Consider the following 22,722-nt stretch of genomic DNA (forward strand, 5'->3'; position numbering starts at 1 on the left):
ATAGTCCTTATGAACTTAGACCAACAAATTCAAGCTCTGATTGACAAAGCGTCCCTCTATCGCATCCCACCTAAGTGGATTACGGAAATTGCACCCGTTCTCGTAGACTATGCGACTGAGCTGCAACATTCCGAGTATTACATTCTCCAGAGTCAGGAAGATGGTTGGCTGTTGACGACCCTTAGCAATCGCGCTCAAGTCAATCTCGAAAAAAATGTGATACACGCCTTTTCAACTTTAGAAGACGCCAACCTTTTCTCTTCCGTGCCAGATCCGGAAATTATTGCCTTGCCCGAACCTGTAACTCACATTTTGTTTGAAATGGTTGGCAGAGATATTGTTGATAGCACGATTTTCTTTGAAACTCCCGGTAATCGTACCACCGGGGCTGAAATTTTTCGGGAAAATTTGCTGAACCGGATTAAAGAACACCGGCAACAACACTGGCCTTCCTTCAACTCTAATCCCAGAAATTTGCCCCCCGATATCGCTTGAGTCATGGGCTTTTTGTAGGGTGGTGTTGTCCGCCCTACGAATCATTATGATTCTTTGAGCGTGTAACGCCGAATAAACCCTGCTAATTTTTAGATTTTTTAATAAACCGGATTCAATCCGCTGCAACGTTCGTCAGATTAACTGACCCCCGTGGAAACGCCAACGCGGAAATAAAATTCGCATGATGGTATGCGACGCCAGATAGACGCTCAGCCACACGAGACTGTAGTGCAGCACAAACCATTGCAACGGCAGATCCCGTCCTACACCCGGTAAGCTAAATATTTTCACCAGCAACCCGATAAAAACTGCTTCCCAAATACCGGCAAGCAACTGTAAAGCTCCAGGCCAATCTCGATCCCAACGGAATTTCTGGATATAGTCATATAGGAGATCCCAGCCGAGTCCAAAGACCGCAACATACCCTAGTATCCAGAAAAAAAGCGAGTCGGCACCGGGACCAATGACGCCCAAAGCAAAGGGCAACGTTACCAACGTGCCCAGTGTTGCTAGTAGAAATAATCGGGTTTGCCAACGACCGAAGAGTGTCGGAGTCATGGTAAATTTTTAATCCACTTACCGCATCAGTTTTCAAGCTTCAGTTCGGGCAGTCCGGACGTTTCTTTCTTGCGTAAATGACCTTCATAGACTGTTCCGACTTCTAGCTTAAATGGGCATTTCACCCACACAGAATTTCCAACAATTGGCAACCCTGTCGTTTCAGACATGACATTTGCTTCTTCGGGGTCGGAAATACAGCCAAAACCCATGTAGTCAGCGATTTCCTTCATCGTTAAATCTTCTAGAAGGTAGCTGCTGCTCATCTCGGCTTCTTTACACTTGAACAGCCTGACTTCAGGTAAAACTTCGTTAAAAATTTTGAGTTTTCGCACTTTATGGCCTCCATTCCGATAAGTGCAATGGACTCGCATATTTTTGGCTCGCTCAGGGCTATGACGGCAGTTATTGATGGAGTCAACTTTCTTTCAGTATCTATCTATATTTTCTGCTTGCCCCCTTCTAGATGAATCAGCAATATTGCTGAAATCTACTCTGACAATCCGTTGAGTGCCCAGAGCAAATTTAGTAAATTTACGGTGCTTGGTTCGCGACCCATTTTATCCACTGCCCAAAAGAACTCAAAAAGTTCAATCGATGGATTCCGGGGGCACGAGCTGCCGACAGACTATCAACTGCACAAAGTGCTGCATATTGCAACCCCAAGAAGCTATCAACAGCGGCGTAAGGCCCACCGAGGGTCATGGCACCAGCAGCATACATCCGACCCTGCGGCGATCGCATTTCGACAAGTTCAAAATTGTTGGCAACAGCTATCCGCCCATTTTCATGGAGGGGGAGTTTGTAATGGGTGACAAGGTCGTTCAGGAGGGGATTCGCTTTGACTTTGGCATCGAGTCCGGTGGCGTCAATGATAAAGTCAGCTTCGAGGCGAATTTGTCCTTTTAATCCCTTTTCTTGAATATAGGTAACGGTGCGCTCAATTCCTGACGAGTGAGGGTTTCGTTCGACTCGTTCCACTTCCCCAAAGGTAATTTGATACCAGCCTTGACGGATGCCTTCTTCAACCATGCGTCGCCAATCCTGACGGTCAGCTGTGGTGGTGCCGCCCCAATCTGCGAGTAGGCGCTTTCGCTGTTCGGGTGCTGCTTTTTCAAGCATTATCCGCAATTCACCACCCCAAGTAGCTTTAGGCCAGTTAAAGGGTTGAAATTCGTAGTGATTTTCAACAGACCGTTGCGATCGCCCAAATTTGTTACCTTGGGGTTTAGGCGATCGCATCAAGTGTAGCAGGGAGATATTTGGGTTTTTTGCCCTCGCTTCATAAATTCGCTGTACGATCCGCGAAGCGACAATCCCCCGCCCCCGAATCATCACGGTACCGCCAAATTTCTCTAAATGCTCGTAGACGTGGTTATGTTCTTCGTAGGCATTGACGACGGACTTAAAATCATTGGTTTTTTCCCGGTAAGCTTGCAAATCCGGGAGAAACTGAATCGCCGGGTAGCCGGTGGCGAGTTGGACATTGCGGGCAATTAAGAAAGCATGGTCGCGCTGGTTGGCACTGGTACGAGAATAAGCGATCGCATATCGTCCATCCTCAGTTTTCCGAATCGAACGGACGCTGGCGTAACGAAATATCTGTTCCCAACCAATCCGTTTTGCTTCCCTATCAAGGGCGTCAAAGACATTACCGGCGCGAGGGGTATAAGTTTGGGCAAAAGCCGGTTCGGCAAATACCTGCCACAAATACCCGAATGCTGTTCCTATGCTTCCCTTGAGCAAATCGTGCCCAGCTTCTCGCAGGGCATAACTAGGCCAACCCCAAATATTATCGGGGCAAGAATCTGAATTTGACCGCAGGCGTTCGTGCAGAGGTATTTGCGAATTCATGCACAACCGCTTGTAACGGGCATACGGTTGGGGTTCCATTCCCAAAGCTGCAATCTGGCTGCTTTTTACCCCGTAAATTCTTAATAAATCTACCCAGACAAAGCTGCCCAAACCGCCCCCAACGGCGGCATAGTCCACTTCATCGACTCGCAACCCGGTGGCATGGAGGTCTTGTACGACGACTTGCTGCGCCTGAAAAGCCGGTGGAGGAAACGCTGCCGTTCCCCCTGGTTGCGCGGGGGAAGCAAGCGGAGGCAGGGGTGCCGGATGACTAATCCTGGGGTCAGGGAGATCCGTGTCTGGGTGAAAGAAAATCTGAGAATTGCCAGAGGGGGGCGACGCAGGTGGATTGGCAGCGAAGGTAACGCTGATGTAATAAGGGCCAATTTGCAACGAGTCGCCATTTCCTAGAACACTGCGCGTCTGACGTTGCCCATTAATCAAGGTGCCGTTGCTGCTGTTTTGGTCAATAACCACCAACCCGCCAGCGTCCATATCAATCAGGGCGTGGAAGCGGGAAACCTCTAGACTATTGAGGGTTAATCGGGAGACGCGATGCCCATTCATTTCCCCTGGCATCTGATTAAATTCCCGTCCCAGTGCGATTGGAACTGCCAGCGTCGGTTCTTTGCGTTCTCCCGTTCCTGGATCGTCCCAGCTGAGGCGAAGGCGCATGGGTGCTGGATTCATGGTTGATTAGTTGCTGCTAGGAGTGACTAAAACGCTCAATGCTGCTGCTAGGGATGTGCCACACCACGGACACCCCAAATTCATTAAGTTATACGGTGAAACGCGATGGCAACTGGAACATTCCAAACCATAGGTTACAGCCGCTGGGTTAGGTGCGGTGGGGGCGGGTTTGCCTGCTACAGGTGATGGCGGTGACAACAAAACGGTCGGAGGAACGCCCACCACTGCCAAGGAAACCTTTGTCACCTGGATTTCTATCTGTCCTAAACAGATCGTGCTACCCTGACTCAGAGGCACTTCACCTTGGATGAGGGTGTGACCATCCACTAGCGGCGGATTACTTTCTCGCAGGTTCCGCAAGTAAAAGCTTTGCTGCTGTGGGTTAAAAAATATTTCGACGTGCAGCCCAGATACCGTGGGATCTGTCAAAACGATATCGCATCGAGCTGGGTCACGACCGATCCGGATAGTACCGGGATGTTTAGCGATTTGTCGATCGTGAATTGTTTGGGTTTGTCCCCGACCGGCTTCTTGCCACTCTAAAGTTAATTCATTCATATTGCTTAGCCTTTATATATTGTTTCTTTCTATAAACTGCTTCAAGTCTTAATGTCCTGATTTCTAACATGACCTGGAAGAAAAATCTGAAATTGTGTAGGAAGTTTAAAAAAACGAAAATCTACGGGAAATAACGATGAGCCGCTATCTTTGCTCAACTTTACTTCAGGAGAAGGCGTTACTTATGGGCAAACTTTGTCTATGTTCCCGATGTCGTTCTCGTATAATTCGTTTAACTTTGGGCATTCATGGTGGCACCAACCACCTCGCTTGCACAGTTTAATAATTTTGTCAACGGAAGCAAAATATAAAATTATAGCTGGCGTTGATACCAATTAGCGATCGCTTGCTCTTTTAGTTGCAAGATTGGGAAACTGAGAATAGCAACTCCTGTCCTGCTGATGCTTCCTGACGTCTCGCCCTCTATCCGGAAGTTGTTAAAAGTGTTGCAAATTTGTTGATAATATGACTGCAATTTAGTTGAAGTCAGCATTATCCCCGCATTGGAAACACCTCTTAATCAACTATGGTAGGTCGGAAAAACCTTTGCTATGATTTACGATAACTAAGAGTTCCTCTCTAACAACCATGAAAGATTTTTTTAGAAAAACTTTATATAACCTAGGAATAGTTTTGGTTTCTCCTTTGTTAATTCCTTTCTTTTTAACCAGTGAAAAAGAAATTATTGATGCAGATGTCAAGCGTTGGGTGAACGTATTTGGCTGGAAAGGCGAATCAAACTTAGGAAATTTACTTTCTTTGCTGGATCGTCAAAAAGAATTCAGGAACTTGTATTATCACCGATTATTTAAAGGAAACTTATCCGCCAGGATATTCATGTATTTATTAAGTTATTTTTATAAATCTTGTCCTTACCTTTTTATCGATACATCTTCTAATTTTGGTCCTGGACTGTTTATCCAGCATGGCTTCAGCACAATCATTATGGCAGACATGGGCGAAAATTGCTGGATTAATCAACAGGTGACAATTGGTTATAGAGATAAAACCAGTCGTCCGAAAATCGGGGATAATGTCCGCATTACTGCCGGTGCTAAAGTAATTGGCGGAGTAACGATAGGGAACAATGTTACGGTTGGAGCTAACGCAGTTGTCGTTAAAAATGTTCCTGATAATTGTGTGGTTGTTGGCGTTCCCGCTTATATTGTGAAGAAGAATGGCATCAAAGTAAAAGAAGAATTGGTTTAAGTTAGAAATTGAATTCAAGGCTTATATTGAGACGCTCTATGAAGCGATCGCCCTTGGCAACCAATTTGTACGACGATCGCATCCCTCGCAAGCTTGCATTATCGATTTGACGCCAATTTATCAGCAATGCGAGTTGTCTCTGGTAAGCGATATTTCGTAGTGCAACGCATCACATAATCAATCGCCGTTTCTAGACTCACCCGATGTCCGCTAGAAACATAAACGGGTTTTACACCCGTGCGCGTCCGCAATACTGCGCCAATGATTTCGCGGCGATACCGCAACGGTTGCCATGCGCCTTTTTCAACTGGCAACTCGTCATGCTTCCCAACGAACAGAGATTTGGCAACGCCAATCGTGGGAAGGTCGATGAGAACTCCGAGATGGGAGGCGATGCCAAATCGGCGGGGATGGGCGATTCCCTGACCATCACAGAGGATTAAGTCAGGCGTGATACTGAGTTTTTCTAAGGCGTCTAGCACGGCTGGAATTTCTCGGAAGGAGAGGAATCCAGGAATGTAGGGAAAGGTCGTGGGACGGAAGGCGATCGCTTGCTCTTGTAGCTGTAAATCTGGAAAACTTAGAACCGCAACGGCTGCTCTACTGATGGTACCCGACTCTGCAAAACCCATATCGACCCCGGCGACATACTGCACCGATTCCAACTGGTCTGAAGTAATCACTTCTTTGCTCAGTTCTTGCTGGATAGCGATCGCTTCCTCAGCGGTATCAGGCCATGCGTGACGTTGGTGGATTTTCATGGATTTACTTCCACATCCTGGGGTTTTTCCAGCCACTCTATTACCTTGGCTGCTTCCGGAAGCCTAGCTTCATTTTGCCCTGCGGCTCTAGCGCGGACATTGATCAAATTAATCGGAGTCCTTAACAAGTCTACAAGCGCGGCTTTCCCAGCGATCGCTTTCACACCTGTCACCGGTACTTCCTTGACCAACCACCGACTCAATCGGTATAGATATTCCTTTGCACTCAGGTTTGCTGTCAGCTTGACACCATGCAGTTCGTGCAAGTATCGATTTGAGCGACCATAGCGACGCAATTGACTTTGAAGTTCCTGGAACGTGGAGCGGTGACGGTGGCGGACAATAGCAGTTAGGGCAAAATGCAATTGCCAGTCACTTTCGCGTTGGATGCGCCAACAGATGTCAGCATCGCCGCCAGTGGTTAGATAAGGGCGAAACAAACCTACCTGTTCTAAAGCTTTCCGACGAATTGCCAAGTTAGCCGTTTGACCATAAGGACAGAACGGATTTGCTAAAGAATGTTTTTGAGACAAAACATTTTCTCGGTCAGCGTACTGTTCTAACAGGGTGTTCCCTGGCAATGCCATAATTTCACCGACGACGATGCCAATCGTTGGATTGGCAAACGGCTCAATCAAGTCTGCCAACCAGTGCGGTTGAGGACGACAATCGGCGTCGGTAAAGGCAAAAATTTCAGCCGTTGATGCCCGAATTCCGGCGTTTCGAGCCGCGTAAGAGCTTTGGATTTGGTTTTCCGCAATCGGGCGAATGGTTAAGCCGTCAGCGGCGGCTGAGGCGGCGGCTGACTGGAGAAGGGTGGCAGTGCGATCGCTACTATTATTATCGACCAGCAAATATTCGACAGACTCAGCAGAGTAAGTTTGCGATCGCAAGCAGTCGATTAAGTCTGGCAAGTCCCCCTCACCATTGTAGATGGGGACAATTACGGAAACCCTGGGCAGAAAGGGCTGTGTCATAGGGTGGGAGTTCATATTTACCTGAAATCACCATAGCAAGCCTGCGAACGCCAAAGCAGGGTGCTGTATAACCGCTTCTGAGTCGTGTTTAGTTATCAACATGGCTTTGTTGCCATTAAAAAGAACGTCATTTCAACTGAAATTTAGCAGCTATGAAATTTAATTTGGGTCTTTATCTTGCTGATTTTCTTAGCTAGATACTCTAGCTGCTCTCTGGGGCTGCTTCAACCAACAAATTATTGAGCGATTAATCGAAGTATTTCTACTTAATTTGTTTAAATATTACTACATTTCTATCAAGTATTTACGGAAGCTTCCTGAGAGTGAAATCTAGTTACTACTCGTAAACAACAATATATTCCTTGACAGTTAGCATTACCCAGACAAGCAGGCGGTTCCTGATAGTGTCCGGTGCGATCGCAACAAGTCAGAAGAGTAAATAGGCTGATCCCCTGCAAGGAACAGCCATGAACAATTCGTTACGATCGAAATGAAAAGAATTCTTGTGTTTTTGTTCCTGTTTGTGCTACCGCTCGTGCCAATATTGAGCCTGAGCCAAACAGGTTCTGCAATCACTGCCACGACCGGAAGCGCTCCGAATATTCCGGGTTGGACTCTTACCTTCGCAGATGAGTTCAACTCAACTTCTCTCGATAAAGCGAATTACGTTCGATACTGGGGTAAACCGAGTACAGCAGGAGCAGTTTCCTGGTGGAATGGAAACTCAGCATTGATTGTACAAAACGGACTCTTGCGCCTCAAGATTGCCAAGGAAACCATAACTAAGGATGGAGTCACGTTTCCTTATACCGCAGGCGGGTTTACCCAACTTACGGCTCAAACTTACGGGCGTTGGGTAGTTCGGGCGCGTTTTCAAAAGGGAGAAGGTACCCAAGGTTACATTTCGCTGTGGCGACAGGACTTTAAATGGCCTCCAGAAATCGACTTTGCTGAACTTAGGGGAAACATCCCTAACGAAAATATTTTTACGCAGCACTATTTGCTGGATGGTAAAAAGAAGTCAGAAGTTTCCAAACTGTACGAAACAAACTACACCGACGACTTTCACGAATACACTGTAATTTGGGAACCCGGACGCTTGACATGGCTCGTCGATGGCGTGCAAAAGTTTACCACCACGCAAAAGTTTGATGCTTTTCCAATGGTTCTGGCGGTGGGCAATCTCGTGGGTAGCTGCAACAGCTTTGCGGGATGTCCTCTCACCACCACCCCATTTCCGACTTACTTGGATGTTGACTATATCCGCATCTATAAAAAGGCTTAATAGATGTTTTCTCGTCAATCCAATTCAGTTTTTGGGTTCAATAAAAACGCCTGACAACTAAAGTCGCGACTACACAAACGAATACCATTTGGTTGTGAGGCGCTACATTATTGATTCCCCCAACCCCCCAATAAATTGGGGGGTTAAGAAGTCCATCGATTGCAAACAAGAAACAACAACGATCTTAAGCTCTCGTGAAAAACTAATCCAAATCGCGGATGTGTAGGCTGGGGAGCCACCTCTGGGCGCGGGGTGCATGGCGATTGAGTTGCGCGTTACCCAGCACTAGGGCAGTTTACCCTGCTACTCTCCCTTGAAAGCTCAAGCCTTACGGCACGAACACACCTACGTTTACGCTCTACCCGACCTCCGATTGTGCAGGGGTTTCAGCGTTTTAGACGTGGTTGAAACCGCCGACTTAAAAATGGTACAAGATACGGAGATATTTACTTTGGCTTCCTCCGCAAGACGGAGTGGACTGTTCCGTATCACAAGTTACATTAATTTACAAGACAGGTTAAAAAAAATTTGTGAAGGGGGGCGAATGCAAGCTGTGGCTGACAGAGAACAGAAAAAAGTAAAAAATACGATTATTCATTGGCGCAATATTGACTTTCAGACGGTTAAGCAAAGAATTAATCAAATTACTAAGCAGCTGGAAGAAGTTCAAAAGAAATATGAACCCAGCAGTCAATTGAACTCCGATCCGCAAGAGAGCGCTCACAGCGATCGCGCACCAGAGTCACACCGTCATTAAGATCGTTCCGTTCCCAAGCGTTGGCGCAGGATAAACTCTGCAACGCTCAAATCCACTGGGGTTGTCACCTTCAGATTCGTCTCTTCTCCCTGCACGATCCGGACGTTCAAATTGCACTTTTCAAATAAAGCCGCATCGTCGGTCACTTCCCAATTTTGGCGTCGGGCTTCCGTATGACACTGTTGCAACAAATCAACTTGAAAACCTTGGGGCGTTTGAGCCGCCCATAGATGCTGTCGATCGGGTGTACTTTCAATGAACCCAGCCGCATCCACGACTTTAATCGTATCTTTCACCGGCACCGCTGCAATTAAGCCGGGACAATTCATCAGTTCCTCAGCACACCGATCCAGTAATTGGGGCGTCGCAAGACACCGAGCGCCATCATGAATTAAGACGTGGTGGGCGGATGGGAGCGCCTGCAAGCCGTTGTAGACCGACTCTTGACGGGTTGACCCACCAACGATCAATTGCACGGGCTTAGTGAGGGAGAGGTCAGCGAGAATCTCCTTGAAGTCAGAAAAGTCATCTGGATGAGCAATTAAACCGATCCAACTGATGTGACGGGAAGCTTCAACCGCCTGGAGAGTCCAGTGAATCAAGGGTTTACCGAGCAACGTCAAAAGGAGTTTATTTCGCTCGCTCCCCATCCGACGCCCCATCCCTGCTGCTGGAATCAATAAATGCACACGCTTCCTCTTTTGCTGACCGCTTTGTTAATCCTTGTTGCGCTAAGTATATCTTCCCCTAAAATGAAGCTGATAAGTAACCTCAATCAACAGTAATGCGAATACTTGCCCTTGTCCCCGGCGGGATTGGCGACCAAATTCTGTTCTTCCCTACCCTGGATGACCTGAAGCGGTATTACCCGGAAGCTCAGATTGATGTCATTGTAGAACCCAGGGCAAAGGGTGCCTACCGGGTTTGCAAGTCGGTTAATGAAATCCTCACCTATGACTTCAAAGACCGTACCGGACCAGCAGACTGGGGAAATTTACTGGGTATAATCCGCGATCGCGAGTATGATATCGCCCTGTCTCTGGGGCGCAGGTGGAGTGTAGGGCTGCTGCTGTGGCTGACCGGCATTCCCACTCGAATTAGCTATAACGGCCCAGGAAACTGGTTTCTCACGAACCCAGTCCCGCTAAAAACCGAGCAATATGCCGCTGATATGTATCACGATTTGCTGCAAGGTTTAGGAATGAATTCCCCCTGTCCTCCTCTGGCGGTCAATGTACCAAAACCAGATATTGAGTGGGCAGAAAAGGAACAAAAACAACTCGGTGTTCAAGAAACTGGCTACATCTTGATTCATGGGGGTTCTAGCGCCCTGGCTCAGGCGAAAGGGATAGATAAAATCTACCCAGTCAAGAAATGGCAGCAGGTTATTCAAGAAACTCAACAGCGACAGCCCGATTTGCCGATTGTCCTCCTCAAAGGGCCAGAGGATAAAGCATTTGTCAGCGAACTCATGCAGTCCTCTCCTAACCTGAAGGTAACTTCGCCTGGGGATATCGGAAAGTTGGCAGCAATGATTGCTGGTGCTAACTTGATGCTGTGTACGGATAGTGCGCCCATGCACTTAGCCGTCGCCGTTGGGACTTACACGATTGCGCTGTTTGGCCCTACAGAAGCGAAAAAATTGCTGCCGAGTAGCGATCGCGTTCGCGGTTTGCAATCTCCCAGTCGCTCCATAGCCGACATCCCTCCCGCAGACGTTCTCAAGCAAATCTGGGGCGGTTAAATCCTTAAAAATTAAAAATTAAAAATGCAAAATTGCCAAATTTTTAATTTTTAATTTTCCCGCCCCTCCAAACTATTCTCTGTTGATTCAATTCATGTCTACAACTGCCAAACCAGCAGTATTTCTTGACCGGGATGGCGTCCTCAATGTCGAAGCCGGTTATATCCATCAAGTTGAGGATTTACACCTGATACCGGGGGTGGCTCAGGCGGTACGGCTGCTCAACGACCAGCAGATGTTTTGCTGTCTCGTTTCCAATCAATCTGGCCCCGCACGAGGCTACTATCCGGCTAGCCATGTGGATGCTCTGCATCTGCGCCTCTGCCACCTCTTGCAAGCTGAAGCAGGGGCGCGTTTAGATGCTTTGTATTACTGCCCTTATCTCAGTCCCCCGGAAGGAGGGACAAATCCAGAATTCAGCCGCTGGAGTACCTGGCGCAAGCCGAATACGGGAATGCTGGTGGCGGCTGCTTGGGAACACGATCTGGATCTGTCGCGCAGTTTTATGGTGGGGGACAAAGCCACCGATATCGACATGGCGCACAATGCCGGTTGTACCGGGATTTTAGTGCAGACTGGATTTGGCGATCGCGTTTTGGGTGGCGAGTATCAACACCACACTCGCCCGGATTTCATCGCAGCGGATTTAGTCGCGGCGGTTGAGTGGATTTGCCAGCAGAATAATTAAAAATTATTTTTAATTTTATTTCTAATTTTTAATTGAGTTTGATAGCTTTAAATTCAAGATTGATAGCCCCAGAATTGCCAAAAACAACACCAATCCAATTGTGCAAGCATAACTCATCTCTAAATTTTGGAAAGCTTGCTCATAGAGATAATAAACAATCGTTTTAGAACTGTTTCGCGGCCCTCCTTGGGTCATAATATAAACCTCCTCAAATACTTTCGTGGCAGAAATCGCAGAAATCACCGCCACTAGCACTAAATACGGTTTCATCAATGGGATCGTAATGTCCCAATGCTTAGCAATCCCATCCGATCCATCAATTGCCGCCGCTTCATAGACATCAGCTGGAATTGATTGCAAGCCAGCTAAATAAATCACCATGTAGTAGCCTAATCCCTTCCAAACCGTCACCACCATCACGCTAAAAAGTGCAAAGCGCGGGCTAGTCAGCCAGGGGACGCCATTTTGGAGAAATGGGAGAATTTTTGTGTTTACTAACACCTGATTCAACAGACCATTTTCTGCATAAAGCCAGTTCCAAGCAATCCCCGCCACCACCATTGAAATGACTACAGGTGTGTAATAAGCTGCCCGAAGCCAGCTAATTCCACGTAGCTTTTGGTTGACCAGAATCGCCAAACCCAACGATGCTACAACCAAAATCGGCACGACACAAATCAGGTAAAGCAGAGTATTCCACAGCGTCTGCCAAAACACCGTATCGGTCCACAAACGCCGAAAATTCTTAAAACCCACCCATTCTGGCGGTTGCCCGATGAGAGTGTATTCCGTAAAAGAAAGGTAAAACGCTTGCAAGGCAGGCCAAAAAACGGTTAATCCCAAAAGCAACAAAGCAGGCAGCAAAAACAGATAAGGCGTTAATCTTTGTTTAGCGAAAATTCTATTTCTTGGCATCCAATGCTGCATATTAAAAAACTATTAGCAATTAGTAATTAGAAATGTTTCAATTAGCGATTCGAGTGTAGTCTATTTTACTGTTGTTGGAAACTTCAGGGTAGTTTAATATACACTAACCATCCTGAAAGGAGCAGCGAATCGCTGCCTCGCCGCAGCTGACGAGCTTTCTCCCAGCTTTACATTATTTCTGTAGGAGACGCCGAGAGTGGAGCGGTTAGAACCAGTTGATCTCGTTGATCTCAAGGAAAACATCAGGGGACTGGGAACACCGTTTGAAATGACTTATACGTTTCAGACAGAAGATGCATTACAAGAGTGCCCTGTTTCAACGGGACAATCCCTATCCGGAGTTCGTCCCCTTTCAACCCTGATGAGTAACTTACCTGGCATGGCCTACCGTTGCCGCAACGACCAGAGCTGGACAATGGAAGCGGTCAGCGAGGACTGCTATCAGCTCACTGGTTACTCTCCGTTTGAACTCATTGGCAACCGAGAAATCTGCTATGCCCAACTGATTCATCCCGACGACCGAGAGCAGGTGTGGAACGCCATACAAGCCGCCGTGCAAGAATATAGACCCTTCCAGCTTGTCTACCGCATCATCACAGCGGCGGGAGAAGAGAAGTTGGTATGGGAACAGGGTTGTGGAGTTTTCTCCCAATCGGGAGAACTGCTGGCTCTGGAGGGCTTGATCATGATTTCAATCCCTAATCCGGATTTCTTAGACCCCCGCTCCGCTAACACTTTAGACCAATTTATGGATAGGTCTATTGACCTTAGCGATCGCCAGCGGGCTGAAGAAGAAATTCAACTGTTGCAAACCCTAACCCAGGCAATTGGTGCTGCTCCAGATTTTCACACTGCACTTTCAGTCGCGCTACGTCAAGTGTGTGAAACGACCGGCTGGAATTTTGGTGAAGCTTGGATACCCAGCTCAGACGACACAGTTTTAGAATGCAGTCCGGCTTGGTACAGCAGCACTTTAGAATTAGAGGTTGAAACGTTACAACAGTTACAGGTTGAAAGGTTGAAACTGGAAGGTTTAAATCAACCTGCTAACTTTCAATCGGCTAACCTGCAATCCAACACTAAGCTGCAATCAGAACTTCCCCTAACCCTGAGTGAGTTCCGGCGCGAGAGCGAAATGTTGAAGTTTTCACCGGGGATTGGGCTACCGGGACGAGTTTGGTTATCCAAGCAGCCAGAGTGGATTCCTGATGCTTCGATTGAGCCGCCCCCATTTTTTATCCGGACTCAGTTCGCCAGAAATTGCGGACTCAAAGCTGGATTTGCCGTGCCGATTCTCTCTAAAGATCGGGTAGTGGCAGTTCTCACTTTCTTCCTGTTTGAATCTCGCCAGAAGGACAAGCGACTGGTTGAGCTGGTGTCAGCAGTAGCAGCGCATCTGGGAACCGTGATGCAGCAAAAACAAGCGGAAGCTGCCCTGAGGGAAAGCCAGCGCCGTCTTGCAAGTTTGATTGACTCGTTGCCAGGGATTGTGTTTTCTTGTGGAAATGATCCAGCGTGGTCGATGACTTACATTAGTGAAGGTTGCTTTAAGCTGACTGGGTATCACAGTGAAGAATTGATTGGCGATCGGGCAGTCTCTTATGATTCCATTACTCATCCTGAAGATTTACCCAAGGTTTTAGAGGCGATCGCTACGGGCATCACGCTCCTAAAACCCTATGTGGTGGAATATCGCATTCTGACCAAATCAGGTGTAGAAAAATGGGTTTGGGAAAAAGGAGCGGCAGTTTGTGACAGCGCCGGTAAAGTCCTGGGACTCGAAGGCTTCATCACCGATATCACCGAGCGCAAGCGGACAGAAGAGGCTCTACAGCAAGCGGAAGCAAAATATCGCAGTATCTTTGAGAATGCAATTGAGGGGATTTTCCAGACGACGCCCGATGGACAGTATATTAGTGCCAATCCCGCTCTGGCACGCATTTATGGATATGAGTCTCCGACAGAACTGATGGCGCGTCTGACGGATATTAAGCAGCAACTATACGTTGACCCAAACCGGCGTGCTGAGTTTACGCGCCTGTTGCAAGAACACGATGCAGTTTCAGAGTTTGAATCCGCAGTCTCCCGTCAAGATGGCAGCATTATCTGGATTGCAGAAAATGCCCGTGCGGTGCGCGATTGTGAAGGTACGCTGCTTTACTACGAAGGCACGGTGGAAGATATTACCGAGCGCAAACGGGCAAAGGAGCATCTGCGGGAGCGGGCGTTTTATGATATCTTAACCGGCTTGCCCAACCGAGCTTTGTTCATGGAGCGCCTCAGTCAAGCGGTGGAGCGAGCCAAACAGTGTCAAGATTTTCAGTTTGCGCTGCTGTTTGTAGATTTGGACGGGTTCAAAAAAGTAAACGACAGTTTGGGGCATCTGGTTGGGGATAAATTATTGGTGGCGTTAGCGGAGCGGCTGCTTCGCTGCGTCGCTCGCCGTCTCGAAACCTGCGTGCGTGCTGAAGACATCGTCGCTCGTTTGGGGGGAGATGAATTTACCCTGCTTTTGGAAGCTATTGACGACCTGAGTCACGCCACCAGCATCGCCGAACGAATCAACCGAGAACTGATACCGCCTTTCTATCTCGACGGACACGAAGTTTTTACTGCCGCAAGTATTGGCATTGTTCTCAGCAGCGGCTACGATCGACCTGAAGACCTCCTGCGCGATGCCGATACAGCCTTGTATCGTGCCAAAGCGCTAGGAAAGGGACGGTATGAGGTGTTTGACCAAACGATGCACTCAAGTGCCCGGTGAAAGGAAATGATTCCCGGTCTTCCTTTCTCCAGCGGAGGGGGGTGGGGGGATAGAGATGGTTCCCAATCAATTTTTATAATTGAGATGCTGCTGTTGCAGTTGAGCGCAATTACAAATTTGGGTATCCATTTAACAAAACCTTTTAGAAAATTTTGGATGGTAGATTTCGGATTGAGGTTGAATTCGCAAGGGAACTAAAGGCGATCGCGTACAGCCCTTTGGGCATGAAAACAGCGAAGCGAGGCGTTAGCCTAGCGCTGAAAGAGTCAGTTCGCGTCTCTACCAAATTGAGAGTTGGAAAAAATTAAACCTAGCAGCATTAAGCAAAATTGTTATAAACGGTCGCATCAACGCTGTTGCGACTCCTTTGGGAAAACAGCAGATGTATGAACTGGCAATTCCCTGAAAAGCCCAAAATTCAAAGTTTAAAAGTAGAAGAAAAAGAAAAAGAAAAAAAATCCTTTATTGCTAATTTTGCTTTTTTCTTTTTTCCTTCTTTAATCGTTGCAAGTGGTTTGGTGCTAGGGATTTGGCAACCACTGGAACAGCTTGCTTATCGGGGTTTATTCCGCCTCCGGGGAACGATGCCTTGGGATGAACGGGTGGTGTTGATTGACATTGATGAAGCCAGTTTAAAGGAACTGGGTCGCTTTCCTTGGCCTCGCAAGCAATACACCCAGTTGCTCAATCAACTGTCCGCAGCAGAGCCTAGTGTGGTGGTATTGGACGTGCTGATGCCCGAAAGTAGTCCGGAAGATGCACAGATGGCGGCGGCGATGGAAAAAGTGGGTCAGGTGGTGTTGGCGCAGGGGTGGGATCGGACAACTACCCCTTTGCGTCCGACTCCAGAATTGAGTAAAAGCGCGATCGCAATTGGACATATTGCCAACCACAAGGATAGCGATGGTTTAACTCGCCAAGTTGTACCGCAACTTGAAGGCGTGCCTCTTTTAAGCATCGCGGCTTCCCAGGTTTATTCACTGGTGAAAGAGCCGGTAAAACTCCCACCGATGAATCAACCGCTGCTCGTGAACTGGCCCGGTGAGGTGCTTCAGGCACCGCACTATTCCTTTGTTTCAGTCCTTCAGGGGAAAGTGCCTGCCTCGGCATTCAAGGGAAAGATTGTGATGGTGGGCGTCACAGCAGCCGCTCTCGATCCTCTAAACACTCCGTTTGACGGTCATCCACCCGCGAGTGGAATTCACCTGCACGCTACCGTTCTGAATAATCTCTTGCAACAAAACTGTCTGAAAGCCCCAGATCCCAAGTGGATTCTGGTTTTCCTGTTGCTGGGCGGGCCAATTCTTGGCTTCACGCTCAACCGCTATCGGGCCAGACACCAGCTGATTGCAGTCGTTAGTCTTTGTAGCGGCTGGGTCATTGTCAGTGTAGTGCTTTTGCGGGTGGGTTACTTGATGCCGGTCGTGTCACCCGTGGGATTATTTTGTTTAACGGCAGCGAGCTTGAGCATCCAAGAGCGTCTGCGAATGAAAGCGCAGCTTCAACACATTGAGCAGCAGCAGCAGCAACGGCAACTTTATGACTCGCTGACGGGTTTGCCCAATCGAACCTTATTTATGGAGCGGTTGGAGGTTGCCCTAGAACGTACTTATCAGTTTGAAAATTATCTATTTGCGGTGCTGTTTGTGGATCTCGACCGATTTAAGGTGATTAACGACAGCTTGGGGCATACGGTCGGAGATAAACTACTCGTCGCGATCGCTCATCGGCTCTGTACTCTGATGCGCCCCAGAGATACAGTGGCACGTCTCGGCGGAGACGAGTTCACGATCCTGCTGGAGGAGATTCAGCAACTGGGTGACGCGACCCGGGTTGCCGAGTCAATCCACGAAGCCCTCGCATCCCCTTTTTACCTTGATGGACATGAAGTATTCGCCGCCGCGAGTATTGGCATTGCCCTGAGTCGGAGAGTCGGAGAGCCGGAGACTCGGAGAGTGGGACAGGATGGTAAGACAATTCCCTTCCTCACGCCTTCAAGCCTTCCTTCACCCAACACTCAAAAGGGGCAAGAACCCGGACTTAACCCGGAGTGGGACTTGCTGCGCGATGCCGACATTGCCCTATCTCAGGCAAAAATCATGGGGAAAGGGCGTTATGCAGTGTTCCACACGACTTTACATGCACGAGCGATCGCACTTTTACAATTAGAAACCGACCTGCGTCTGGCAATTGGAGCTTTATCTAAGGAAGGTTTTGAGTTCTCCGTTTTGAGTTCTCCTTTACAAGATGAAAATTCAAAACTCCAAACTCCAAACTTAAAACTTTTACCTAAGTCTGAGTTTCGGGTTTACTACCAGCCTATCGTCTCCCTCTCAACCGGCAAAATTACTGCCTTTGAGGCACTCGTGCGCTGGCAGCATCCCAAGAGAGGATTAGTTTCCCCGCTTGAGTTTATTCCCGTTGCAGAAGAAACCGGACTGATGGCGCAACTGGATTGGTGGGTATTGCGCGAAGCCTGCTGCCAGATGCGTGCTTGGCAAGAAAGATTCGTTCAGAATAGTGAACCCTCAACATCCAACTATGAACAATTAACAATTGGCGTAAATCTTTCTGCGATGCAGTTTGCCCAATCTGACATGGTTCAGCAGATCGATCGAATTGTTCGGGAGACTGGTTTGGAAACTCGCAGTTTAAAGCTAGAGATTACTGAAACTTGCTTGCTAGAAGATGCCGATGCCGTAACCGCTATGCTTGAGCAGCTCAGAGCTTTAGGAGTGAAAGTGGGAATTGACGACTTTGGCACCGGCTATTCTTCCTTGGGGCGTCTGCATTGCTTACCAATTGATACTTTGAAAATTGACCGCTCCTTTATTAGCGGCATGGGGGAGGAGGAAAATCGCTGGGAAATTGTCCAGACAATTATGACGCTGGCTCACAATCTGGGGATGGATGTGGTTGCCGAAGGTATCGAAACCGCAGAGCAGATGCTTCAGCTCAAGCGGCTGCAATGTGAATACGGACAGGGATACTTTTTTTCTAAGCCGGTAGATGCACCGGCAGCTGAGGAGTTATTGGCAGCACAGCCCCAGTGGTGATAAAAATCAAAAATTGCCTCAAATCGGCAAGGCAATATCAGCCGTTGAAACTGGGAAAAATTTGAGAGTTGAAATAGAATTCCAACATCTCAAATCTCAAATTTAGGGTGAGTCGCTGGGGTGGTTGTAGCTGGAAACAGCTGCTCTGAGATTACCTTTGTGTTCTGCAAGGAGGCGATCGCCTTCTTGCTTCTCCAAACCCGTCCAATGCATCAACAACGCTAACTTGACAGAACGCCCACTTTGCTCCAGCAAATATCCAGCGTCTTCTCGATTTAAATCCGTGAGGTCTTGCAGCATTCGCAGGGCGCGATCGTGCAATTTTTTATTAGTAACGGCGACATCTACCATGCGATTGCCGTAGACTTTGCCCAGCTTCACCATCACGCCGGTGGAGAGGATATTTAAAGCCATTTTAGTGACGGTTCCGGATTTCAGTCGCGTCGAGCCTGCCACTACTTCTGGCCCTACAATTAGGCGAATATCTAAATCTGCATCGATGGTAACTTGTTCGGCTGGGACACAGGCAATCAAAATCGTGGTTGCACCCCGCTGACGTGCCGCTTGGATTGCACCGTGGACAAAAGGTGTTGTTCCCCCGGCGGTGATGCCGACAACGACATCGAGATGGGTAATCTGCCGAGTCGCGATCGCAGATGCCCCGTCTTCATCTTTGTCTTCTAAATCTTCTGAGCTGCGGATTAACGCCCCCGCACCCCCGGCGATAATCCCTTGTACCAGTTCTGGCGGCGTACAAAAGGTGGGCGGACACTCGGCTGCATCCAAGACGCCCAGACGCCCGCTCGTCCCAGCTCCCACATAAAACAGGCGTCCACCGTGACGTAACGCCTCAGCCGTCTTATCGATTGCTTCAGCGAGCTGAGTTCTGGCGATTGCGATCGCTGCTAGCGTCTGAGCATCTTCCTGATTGAACAAATCTACCAATTCCAGAGAACTCATCTGGTCGAGATTCTGGCTATTGGGATTAACCTGTTCTGTTAAAAGATGTCCCCGCTCCTCCAGATTCTTCATCCTCGATCCTTCATTTTTTTATCGTTCATCCTGCCAAGAAAGCGCCGCTATGGGTTACGCGATCGCTAACATCCTCGATCCTTTCATAACAGTCCTTCTAATTGACGGCGAATTCTGTCTAGATCGGAAACTTCCGCTTGCGGAGCATCTGGTTTCCAGTCTGTTTCCTCCAGATTCGTTTCTGGCGGAACCAGAAAAAGACGTTCCGCATCTCCTTCGGGAACAAATCCCTCCGGAATTAGCTTGCACTCGTAACCTGCACCCTCGCAAAATGCCTCGACTTCCTCTGCATCGATGGCTTCAACACTGGGACTGAGAAAATCTTGTGCTTCTAGCAGCATCGCATAGCGAGTCGCATCGTCTTCTGATTCAAACATGAGTATCCAGTTGCGATCGCCAATCTGAATCGAGTGAATCCCCTCGTTATCAGTCCGAGGATTAAATATTAAAACGAATACGCGCCTAGATGTAGTCATCGTTTTTTATCCATTCTTAACTTAGGATATCTGACTGGCTTCCCTAATATCACGTCTGGTTGCCCCTCCTTTGCTAGCAGAGATGAAAAGGAAAAGAGAGAGTGAGAAAGCGAAATTCTCAGGGAAGATTCAAATGAAATTACGATAAAATCAGCAAAAAAGCTAAATTATCCCTAACCAATAGATGTTAAGACATTTCAGCTCGCCATAGATATCCTTTCCTAGCTCAAGCAACTCTACCGTAACGGGCAGTCACAGGATGATGGGGATTTTCTTGATTGCATAACCACGCCCACATCTGATCGCCCAAGCAGAAATGCCACCACTCGTTGGGATGACGGCGAAACCCAGCTTGGAGCATGACATCATTTAATAGCTGCCGGTGAAAATGATACTGCTGTTCGACTGCCTGGGTGCTATTGGCATAATAATCGGGATGCGATCGCGCTGATATTTCATCAATTTCTCCCCCCATATCTATCGTCTTGCCAGTATTGTCTACTAAGGTGATATCCACCGCAGCCCCCGTACTGTGAGGCGGTGGCATTGCTGGATCGAGGTTGGGGGGTGCCCAAAATTGATAGACTATCTCCCAAATTGCTTGACGCTGAGCTTCTGTTAACTCAATCAAGTTTAAACCTTGAGCCTGAACCACTTCAGCAAAGGTGTAATCTACCATGAATTGCTGGACTTCCACGGGTCGATAGGCATCAAAGACATCGATCCGCCAATCTGGATTCGTGACAGCTAACTGGTGTTGGGCGGCAATTAGGGATTCGAGGACACCCTGACGGAGATAATAAGGTGAGCGATCGCCATAAGTCGCACCCAATTTTTCATAAGGATGGGGAGAGACAACCGCAAATTGTTCCAAAGGAATGGCAGTGAGCGGCTCACCACACTCTACAATTACAATCTGCTGATAAGGTTTCATATTCCGCTCTTTCAAACTGACCTTATTTTGCCGCCTGAAGTGCAATATTCAAAATATGCAGTGTTTTTATCAGTAGTTTTAGACAAGTTTAATCGACGCTTCAAAATAACGAGATAAAAAGATTTAAAAGCTAACGTTTATCTATATCAAACTTAGAAAATAATTATTAATAAAAAATTAACAGTGCTAGAATCCACAATAACAATCTTAATTCATCCCTTAAAATCTTCTTTCTTTTCTTTCTTCGCGTCCTAAGCGCTAACGCGCAGGCTACGCCAACGCGACTTCGCGGTTCATCAAAAAATTGCTGTATCTAGCGTAATCTTGATAGTTGATTTCCGCAATACCTAAACTTCTGTCATCCCCTCTAAGTCGATGACCAATTCTAGGGGCTGGATGTCTCCCCAAGTTTCGCTGATGAATTTCTGAGTAGCCAAGGCGAGTGGAGAGCTTGACTGATGAAATGTTTCGCTAGCTTTGCTTAAATCTTTTGCCTTTTGATACAAAATCAAATAGTCTCCATCTTGGCTGCGTTCGAGAAAGATGGATTCTATAATGACTCCTTCGTTCCTCAGCAATTCCCGCACTTCATCCAATTGATTGTTCAAGTTCTTGAGCCAACCAATTACAGGGAGGGTCAATCCTGGCTTAATCCGAATTTTTAAGCATTGGGTGTCCGCCATTAACTTGCCCTTTATGGATGGATAAAATTGAAAAATTACCGAATTGCGTATTGCGTGTTAGGTTGCTTATTCGTTTTACAGAAAGTTTGCTGTAACCCTCTTAATTCCCGCGATTCTTGCTTCACCTGACCAGACATTGCAGCTGTCTGTAAAGCCATGAAAGCGTTGAAGTCTTCCAGACCATACTTAGTTCTTAAAAGCTGTCGCAGTTGATTTTCTGCTGCAATGGTTAAATAACCTGTTGCCAGAGCCTGTTGTACAAGGTCGCGGATCAGAGACATATTCACCCCTCAAAAATTTTTATATTAACAATATGACCCGGAAAACTAAGTAGCTATCAGTTCGCGCCAGCTAGAAAAATTCAGTGTTTTCAACCGTTCTTTTAATAAACTTGGGCGATCGCAGCTTTATGTATTTCTGGTTTTGCGAATGCTAATAGCAATGAATTATTAGCCGTTAGCGATTCAGAAATGGCTGTTCAACCGGCTTTTAGATGGGTCATCCTGTTAATCTGCCACACTAGGTAGGAAACTTTTACTCCCCGAAGGGCTATAGAAGTTTCCTACCTAGTGTAAAAGAAGCGGTTCTAGTAAACCTCATCCTATGGACTCACCCGATCGGGTGATTTTCTCAATCGCTAGCATGGTTCGTGCGTTTTGGTCAGCGGTAGCACGTAACGCCAATACCGAAGACCAAACATAGGTGGGAGTTCGATGTCCTGCTGAAATCCCATTCGCTCATACATTTTTCTGGCAACCGTCATCAACTCGCTCGTATGCACTCCAATTTCGCAGGCACCGTCTGCTTTTGCACGCTGAATACACTCCTGGGTGAGCAATCGTCCGGCTCCCTTTCCGCGATGGGAAGGGGATACTGCCAGCAAGCGAATGGATGCCCACTGGGGCGGAAACAGCCTGCCGTCTGACTTACCAGGAGCAAAGTACGCCACTGTCCCGACGAGGTGACAATCCTCCTGTGCCACGATTAACTGAGCTACCTCGGCTCTCTTTGCGACTTGGGACAAATTCCCCTGCATCACCTCCCAGCCACCGGGCGCTAGGGCGCGTGCGTACTCCTGGTAAGCTGCAACCGAGATTTGCTCGATTTGGGTGAAATCCTGTGACAGGGCGTTCCGAATCGCGATCGCCATATTTTATGTTTGCCTGTCTGATTTGAACTCTACGAAGTTTTCTTGGTTGCACTGATTCGGCGCTGGCGCGGAGCTAAGAACCCAGCACTGAGTATCATCAATCCTTCTAGGATGCTGGGTTTAG

General features: G+C 47.7%; 22 protein-coding genes. 8 read left to right on the forward strand and 14 right to left on the reverse strand.

All coding sequences use genetic code 11. The features are described from left to right. Positions 1-9 precede the first annotated feature (9 nt). On the forward strand, positions 10-495 hold the full coding sequence (locus NDI33_RS07230) for a hypothetical protein (RefSeq protein WP_190536067.1): 486 nt from the start codon (positions 10-12) through the stop codon (positions 493-495). 132 nt (positions 496-627) lie between these two features. Here the strand turns inward: NDI33_RS07230 and NDI33_RS07235 are convergent, their stop codons facing one another. The 4 genes from NDI33_RS07235 to NDI33_RS07250 all read right to left on the reverse strand — a co-directional run bounded on the left by NDI33_RS07235 (position 628) and on the right by NDI33_RS07250 (position 4,155). After that, positions 628-1,053: a hypothetical protein gene (locus tag NDI33_RS07235; RefSeq protein ID WP_190429611.1), complete on the reverse strand. Its 426-nt coding sequence runs from the start codon at positions 1,051-1,053 to the stop codon at positions 628-630. A gap of 26 nt (positions 1,054-1,079) precedes the next feature. Continuing rightward, positions 1,080-1,388, reverse strand: a complete 309-nt coding sequence (locus tag NDI33_RS07240; protein ID WP_190677194.1) for a hypothetical protein — start codon at positions 1,386-1,388, stop codon at positions 1,080-1,082. 199 nt (positions 1,389-1,587) lie between these two features. Further along, positions 1,588-3,597, reverse strand: a complete 2,010-nt coding sequence (locus NDI33_RS07245) for an FHA domain-containing protein (protein WP_199302529.1) — start codon at positions 3,595-3,597, stop codon at positions 1,588-1,590. Positions 3,598-3,603: 6 nt separating this feature from the next. Further along, positions 3,604-4,155, reverse strand: a complete 552-nt coding sequence (locus tag NDI33_RS07250; protein ID WP_190429610.1) for an FHA domain-containing protein — start codon at positions 4,153-4,155, stop codon at positions 3,604-3,606. 588 nt (positions 4,156-4,743) lie between these two features. Here NDI33_RS07250 and NDI33_RS07255 point away from each other — a divergent pair. Then, a complete protein-coding gene (locus NDI33_RS07255; protein WP_190677196.1) occupies positions 4,744-5,364 on the forward strand; it encodes a serine acetyltransferase in 621 nt (206 codons plus the stop codon). A gap of 98 nt (positions 5,365-5,462) precedes the next feature. Here NDI33_RS07255 and nfi read toward each other — a convergent pair whose 3' ends face one another. Together nfi and NDI33_RS07265 are read right to left on the reverse strand one after the other, a co-directional pair. Then, positions 5,463-6,125 (reverse strand): deoxyribonuclease V, encoded by a 663-nt coding sequence (nfi, locus tag NDI33_RS07260; RefSeq protein WP_190677198.1) that lies wholly within the window; start codon positions 6,123-6,125, stop codon positions 5,463-5,465. Then, a complete protein-coding gene (locus NDI33_RS07265) occupies positions 6,122-7,102 on the reverse strand; it encodes a glycosyltransferase (RefSeq protein WP_242033211.1) in 981 nt (326 codons plus the stop codon). Before NDI33_RS07265 ends, nfi begins: the two co-directional genes overlap by 4 nt. Before the next feature lie 490 nt (positions 7,103-7,592). Between NDI33_RS07265 and NDI33_RS07270 the strand changes: the two genes are divergently transcribed. Together NDI33_RS07270 and NDI33_RS07275 are read left to right on the forward strand one after the other, a co-directional pair. Beyond that, complete coding sequence (locus NDI33_RS07270; protein ID WP_190410294.1) at positions 7,593-8,387, forward strand: glycoside hydrolase family 16 protein; 795 nt, start codon at positions 7,593-7,595, stop codon at positions 8,385-8,387. Between the two features lie 313 nt (positions 8,388-8,700). Further along, positions 8,701-9,144, forward strand: a complete 444-nt coding sequence (locus NDI33_RS07275) for a hypothetical protein (RefSeq protein WP_190677202.1) — start codon at positions 8,701-8,703, stop codon at positions 9,142-9,144. Here NDI33_RS07275 and ispD read toward each other — a convergent pair. Then, on the reverse strand, positions 9,141-9,833 hold the full coding sequence (ispD, locus tag NDI33_RS07280; RefSeq protein ID WP_190677204.1) for a 2-C-methyl-D-erythritol 4-phosphate cytidylyltransferase: 693 nt from the start codon (positions 9,831-9,833) through the stop codon (positions 9,141-9,143). The genes NDI33_RS07275 and ispD overlap by 4 nt on opposite strands. A 95-nt stretch (positions 9,834-9,928) precedes the next feature. On the opposite strand from ispD, the gene NDI33_RS07285 reads away from it, so the two are divergent. Further along, positions 9,929-10,888: a glycosyltransferase family 9 protein gene (locus NDI33_RS07285; RefSeq protein ID WP_190677206.1), complete on the forward strand. Its 960-nt coding sequence runs from the start codon at positions 9,929-9,931 to the stop codon at positions 10,886-10,888. A gap of 94 nt (positions 10,889-10,982) precedes the next feature. After that, positions 10,983-11,576 (forward strand): HAD family hydrolase, encoded by a 594-nt coding sequence (locus tag NDI33_RS07290; protein ID WP_190677209.1) that lies wholly within the window; start codon positions 10,983-10,985, stop codon positions 11,574-11,576. A gap of 21 nt (positions 11,577-11,597) precedes the next feature. On the opposite strand, the gene NDI33_RS07295 is transcribed toward NDI33_RS07290, so the two are convergent. After that, positions 11,598-12,503 (reverse strand): ABC transporter permease subunit, encoded by a 906-nt coding sequence (locus tag NDI33_RS07295; RefSeq protein ID WP_190677210.1) that lies wholly within the window; start codon positions 12,501-12,503, stop codon positions 11,598-11,600. A 196-nt stretch (positions 12,504-12,699) separates the two neighbouring features. On the opposite strand from NDI33_RS07295, the gene NDI33_RS07300 reads away from it, so the two are divergent. After that, complete coding sequence (locus NDI33_RS07300; RefSeq protein ID WP_190677219.1) at positions 12,700-15,267, forward strand: PAS domain-containing protein; 2,568 nt, start codon at positions 12,700-12,702, stop codon at positions 15,265-15,267. Positions 15,268-15,653: 386 nt separating this feature from the next. Then, entirely contained in the window at positions 15,654-18,323 is a 2,670-nt protein-coding gene (locus NDI33_RS07305; RefSeq protein WP_190677221.1) for an EAL domain-containing protein, read from the forward strand. A 102-nt stretch (positions 18,324-18,425) separates the two neighbouring features. Here NDI33_RS07305 and murQ read toward each other — a convergent pair whose 3' ends face one another. The 6 genes from murQ to NDI33_RS07335 form a co-directional block, all read right to left on the reverse strand. Then, positions 18,426-19,355, reverse strand: a complete 930-nt coding sequence (gene murQ / locus NDI33_RS07310; protein ID WP_190410302.1) for an N-acetylmuramic acid 6-phosphate etherase — start codon at positions 19,353-19,355, stop codon at positions 18,426-18,428. 83 nt (positions 19,356-19,438) lie between these two features. Continuing rightward, positions 19,439-19,831: a DUF3110 domain-containing protein gene (locus NDI33_RS07315; RefSeq protein ID WP_190410303.1), complete on the reverse strand. Its 393-nt coding sequence runs from the start codon at positions 19,829-19,831 to the stop codon at positions 19,439-19,441. Positions 19,832-20,057: 226 nt separating this feature from the next. Continuing rightward, complete coding sequence (locus NDI33_RS07320; protein ID WP_190677222.1) at positions 20,058-20,765, reverse strand: M15 family metallopeptidase; 708 nt, start codon at positions 20,763-20,765, stop codon at positions 20,058-20,060. A 347-nt stretch (positions 20,766-21,112) separates the two neighbouring features. After that, on the reverse strand, positions 21,113-21,448 hold the full coding sequence (locus NDI33_RS07325) for a DUF6176 family protein (RefSeq protein ID WP_190410305.1): 336 nt from the start codon (positions 21,446-21,448) through the stop codon (positions 21,113-21,115). Between the two features lie 35 nt (positions 21,449-21,483). Next, positions 21,484-21,729 carry a hypothetical protein gene (locus NDI33_RS07330; protein WP_190435322.1) on the reverse strand — a complete coding sequence of 82 codons (246 nt, stop codon included), beginning with the start codon at positions 21,727-21,729 and terminating at the stop codon, positions 21,484-21,486. Between the two features lie 356 nt (positions 21,730-22,085). Next, positions 22,086-22,598, reverse strand: coding sequence for a GNAT family N-acetyltransferase (locus NDI33_RS07335; protein ID WP_190677224.1), 513 nt, complete (start codon positions 22,596-22,598; stop codon positions 22,086-22,088). Positions 22,599-22,722: the final 124 nt, after the last annotated feature.

Origin of the sequence: Trichocoleus sp. DQ-A1 (assembly GCF_039961955.1) — a bacterium.
Lineage (GTDB): Bacteria > Cyanobacteriota > Cyanobacteriia > Cyanobacteriales > FACHB-T130 > FACHB-T130.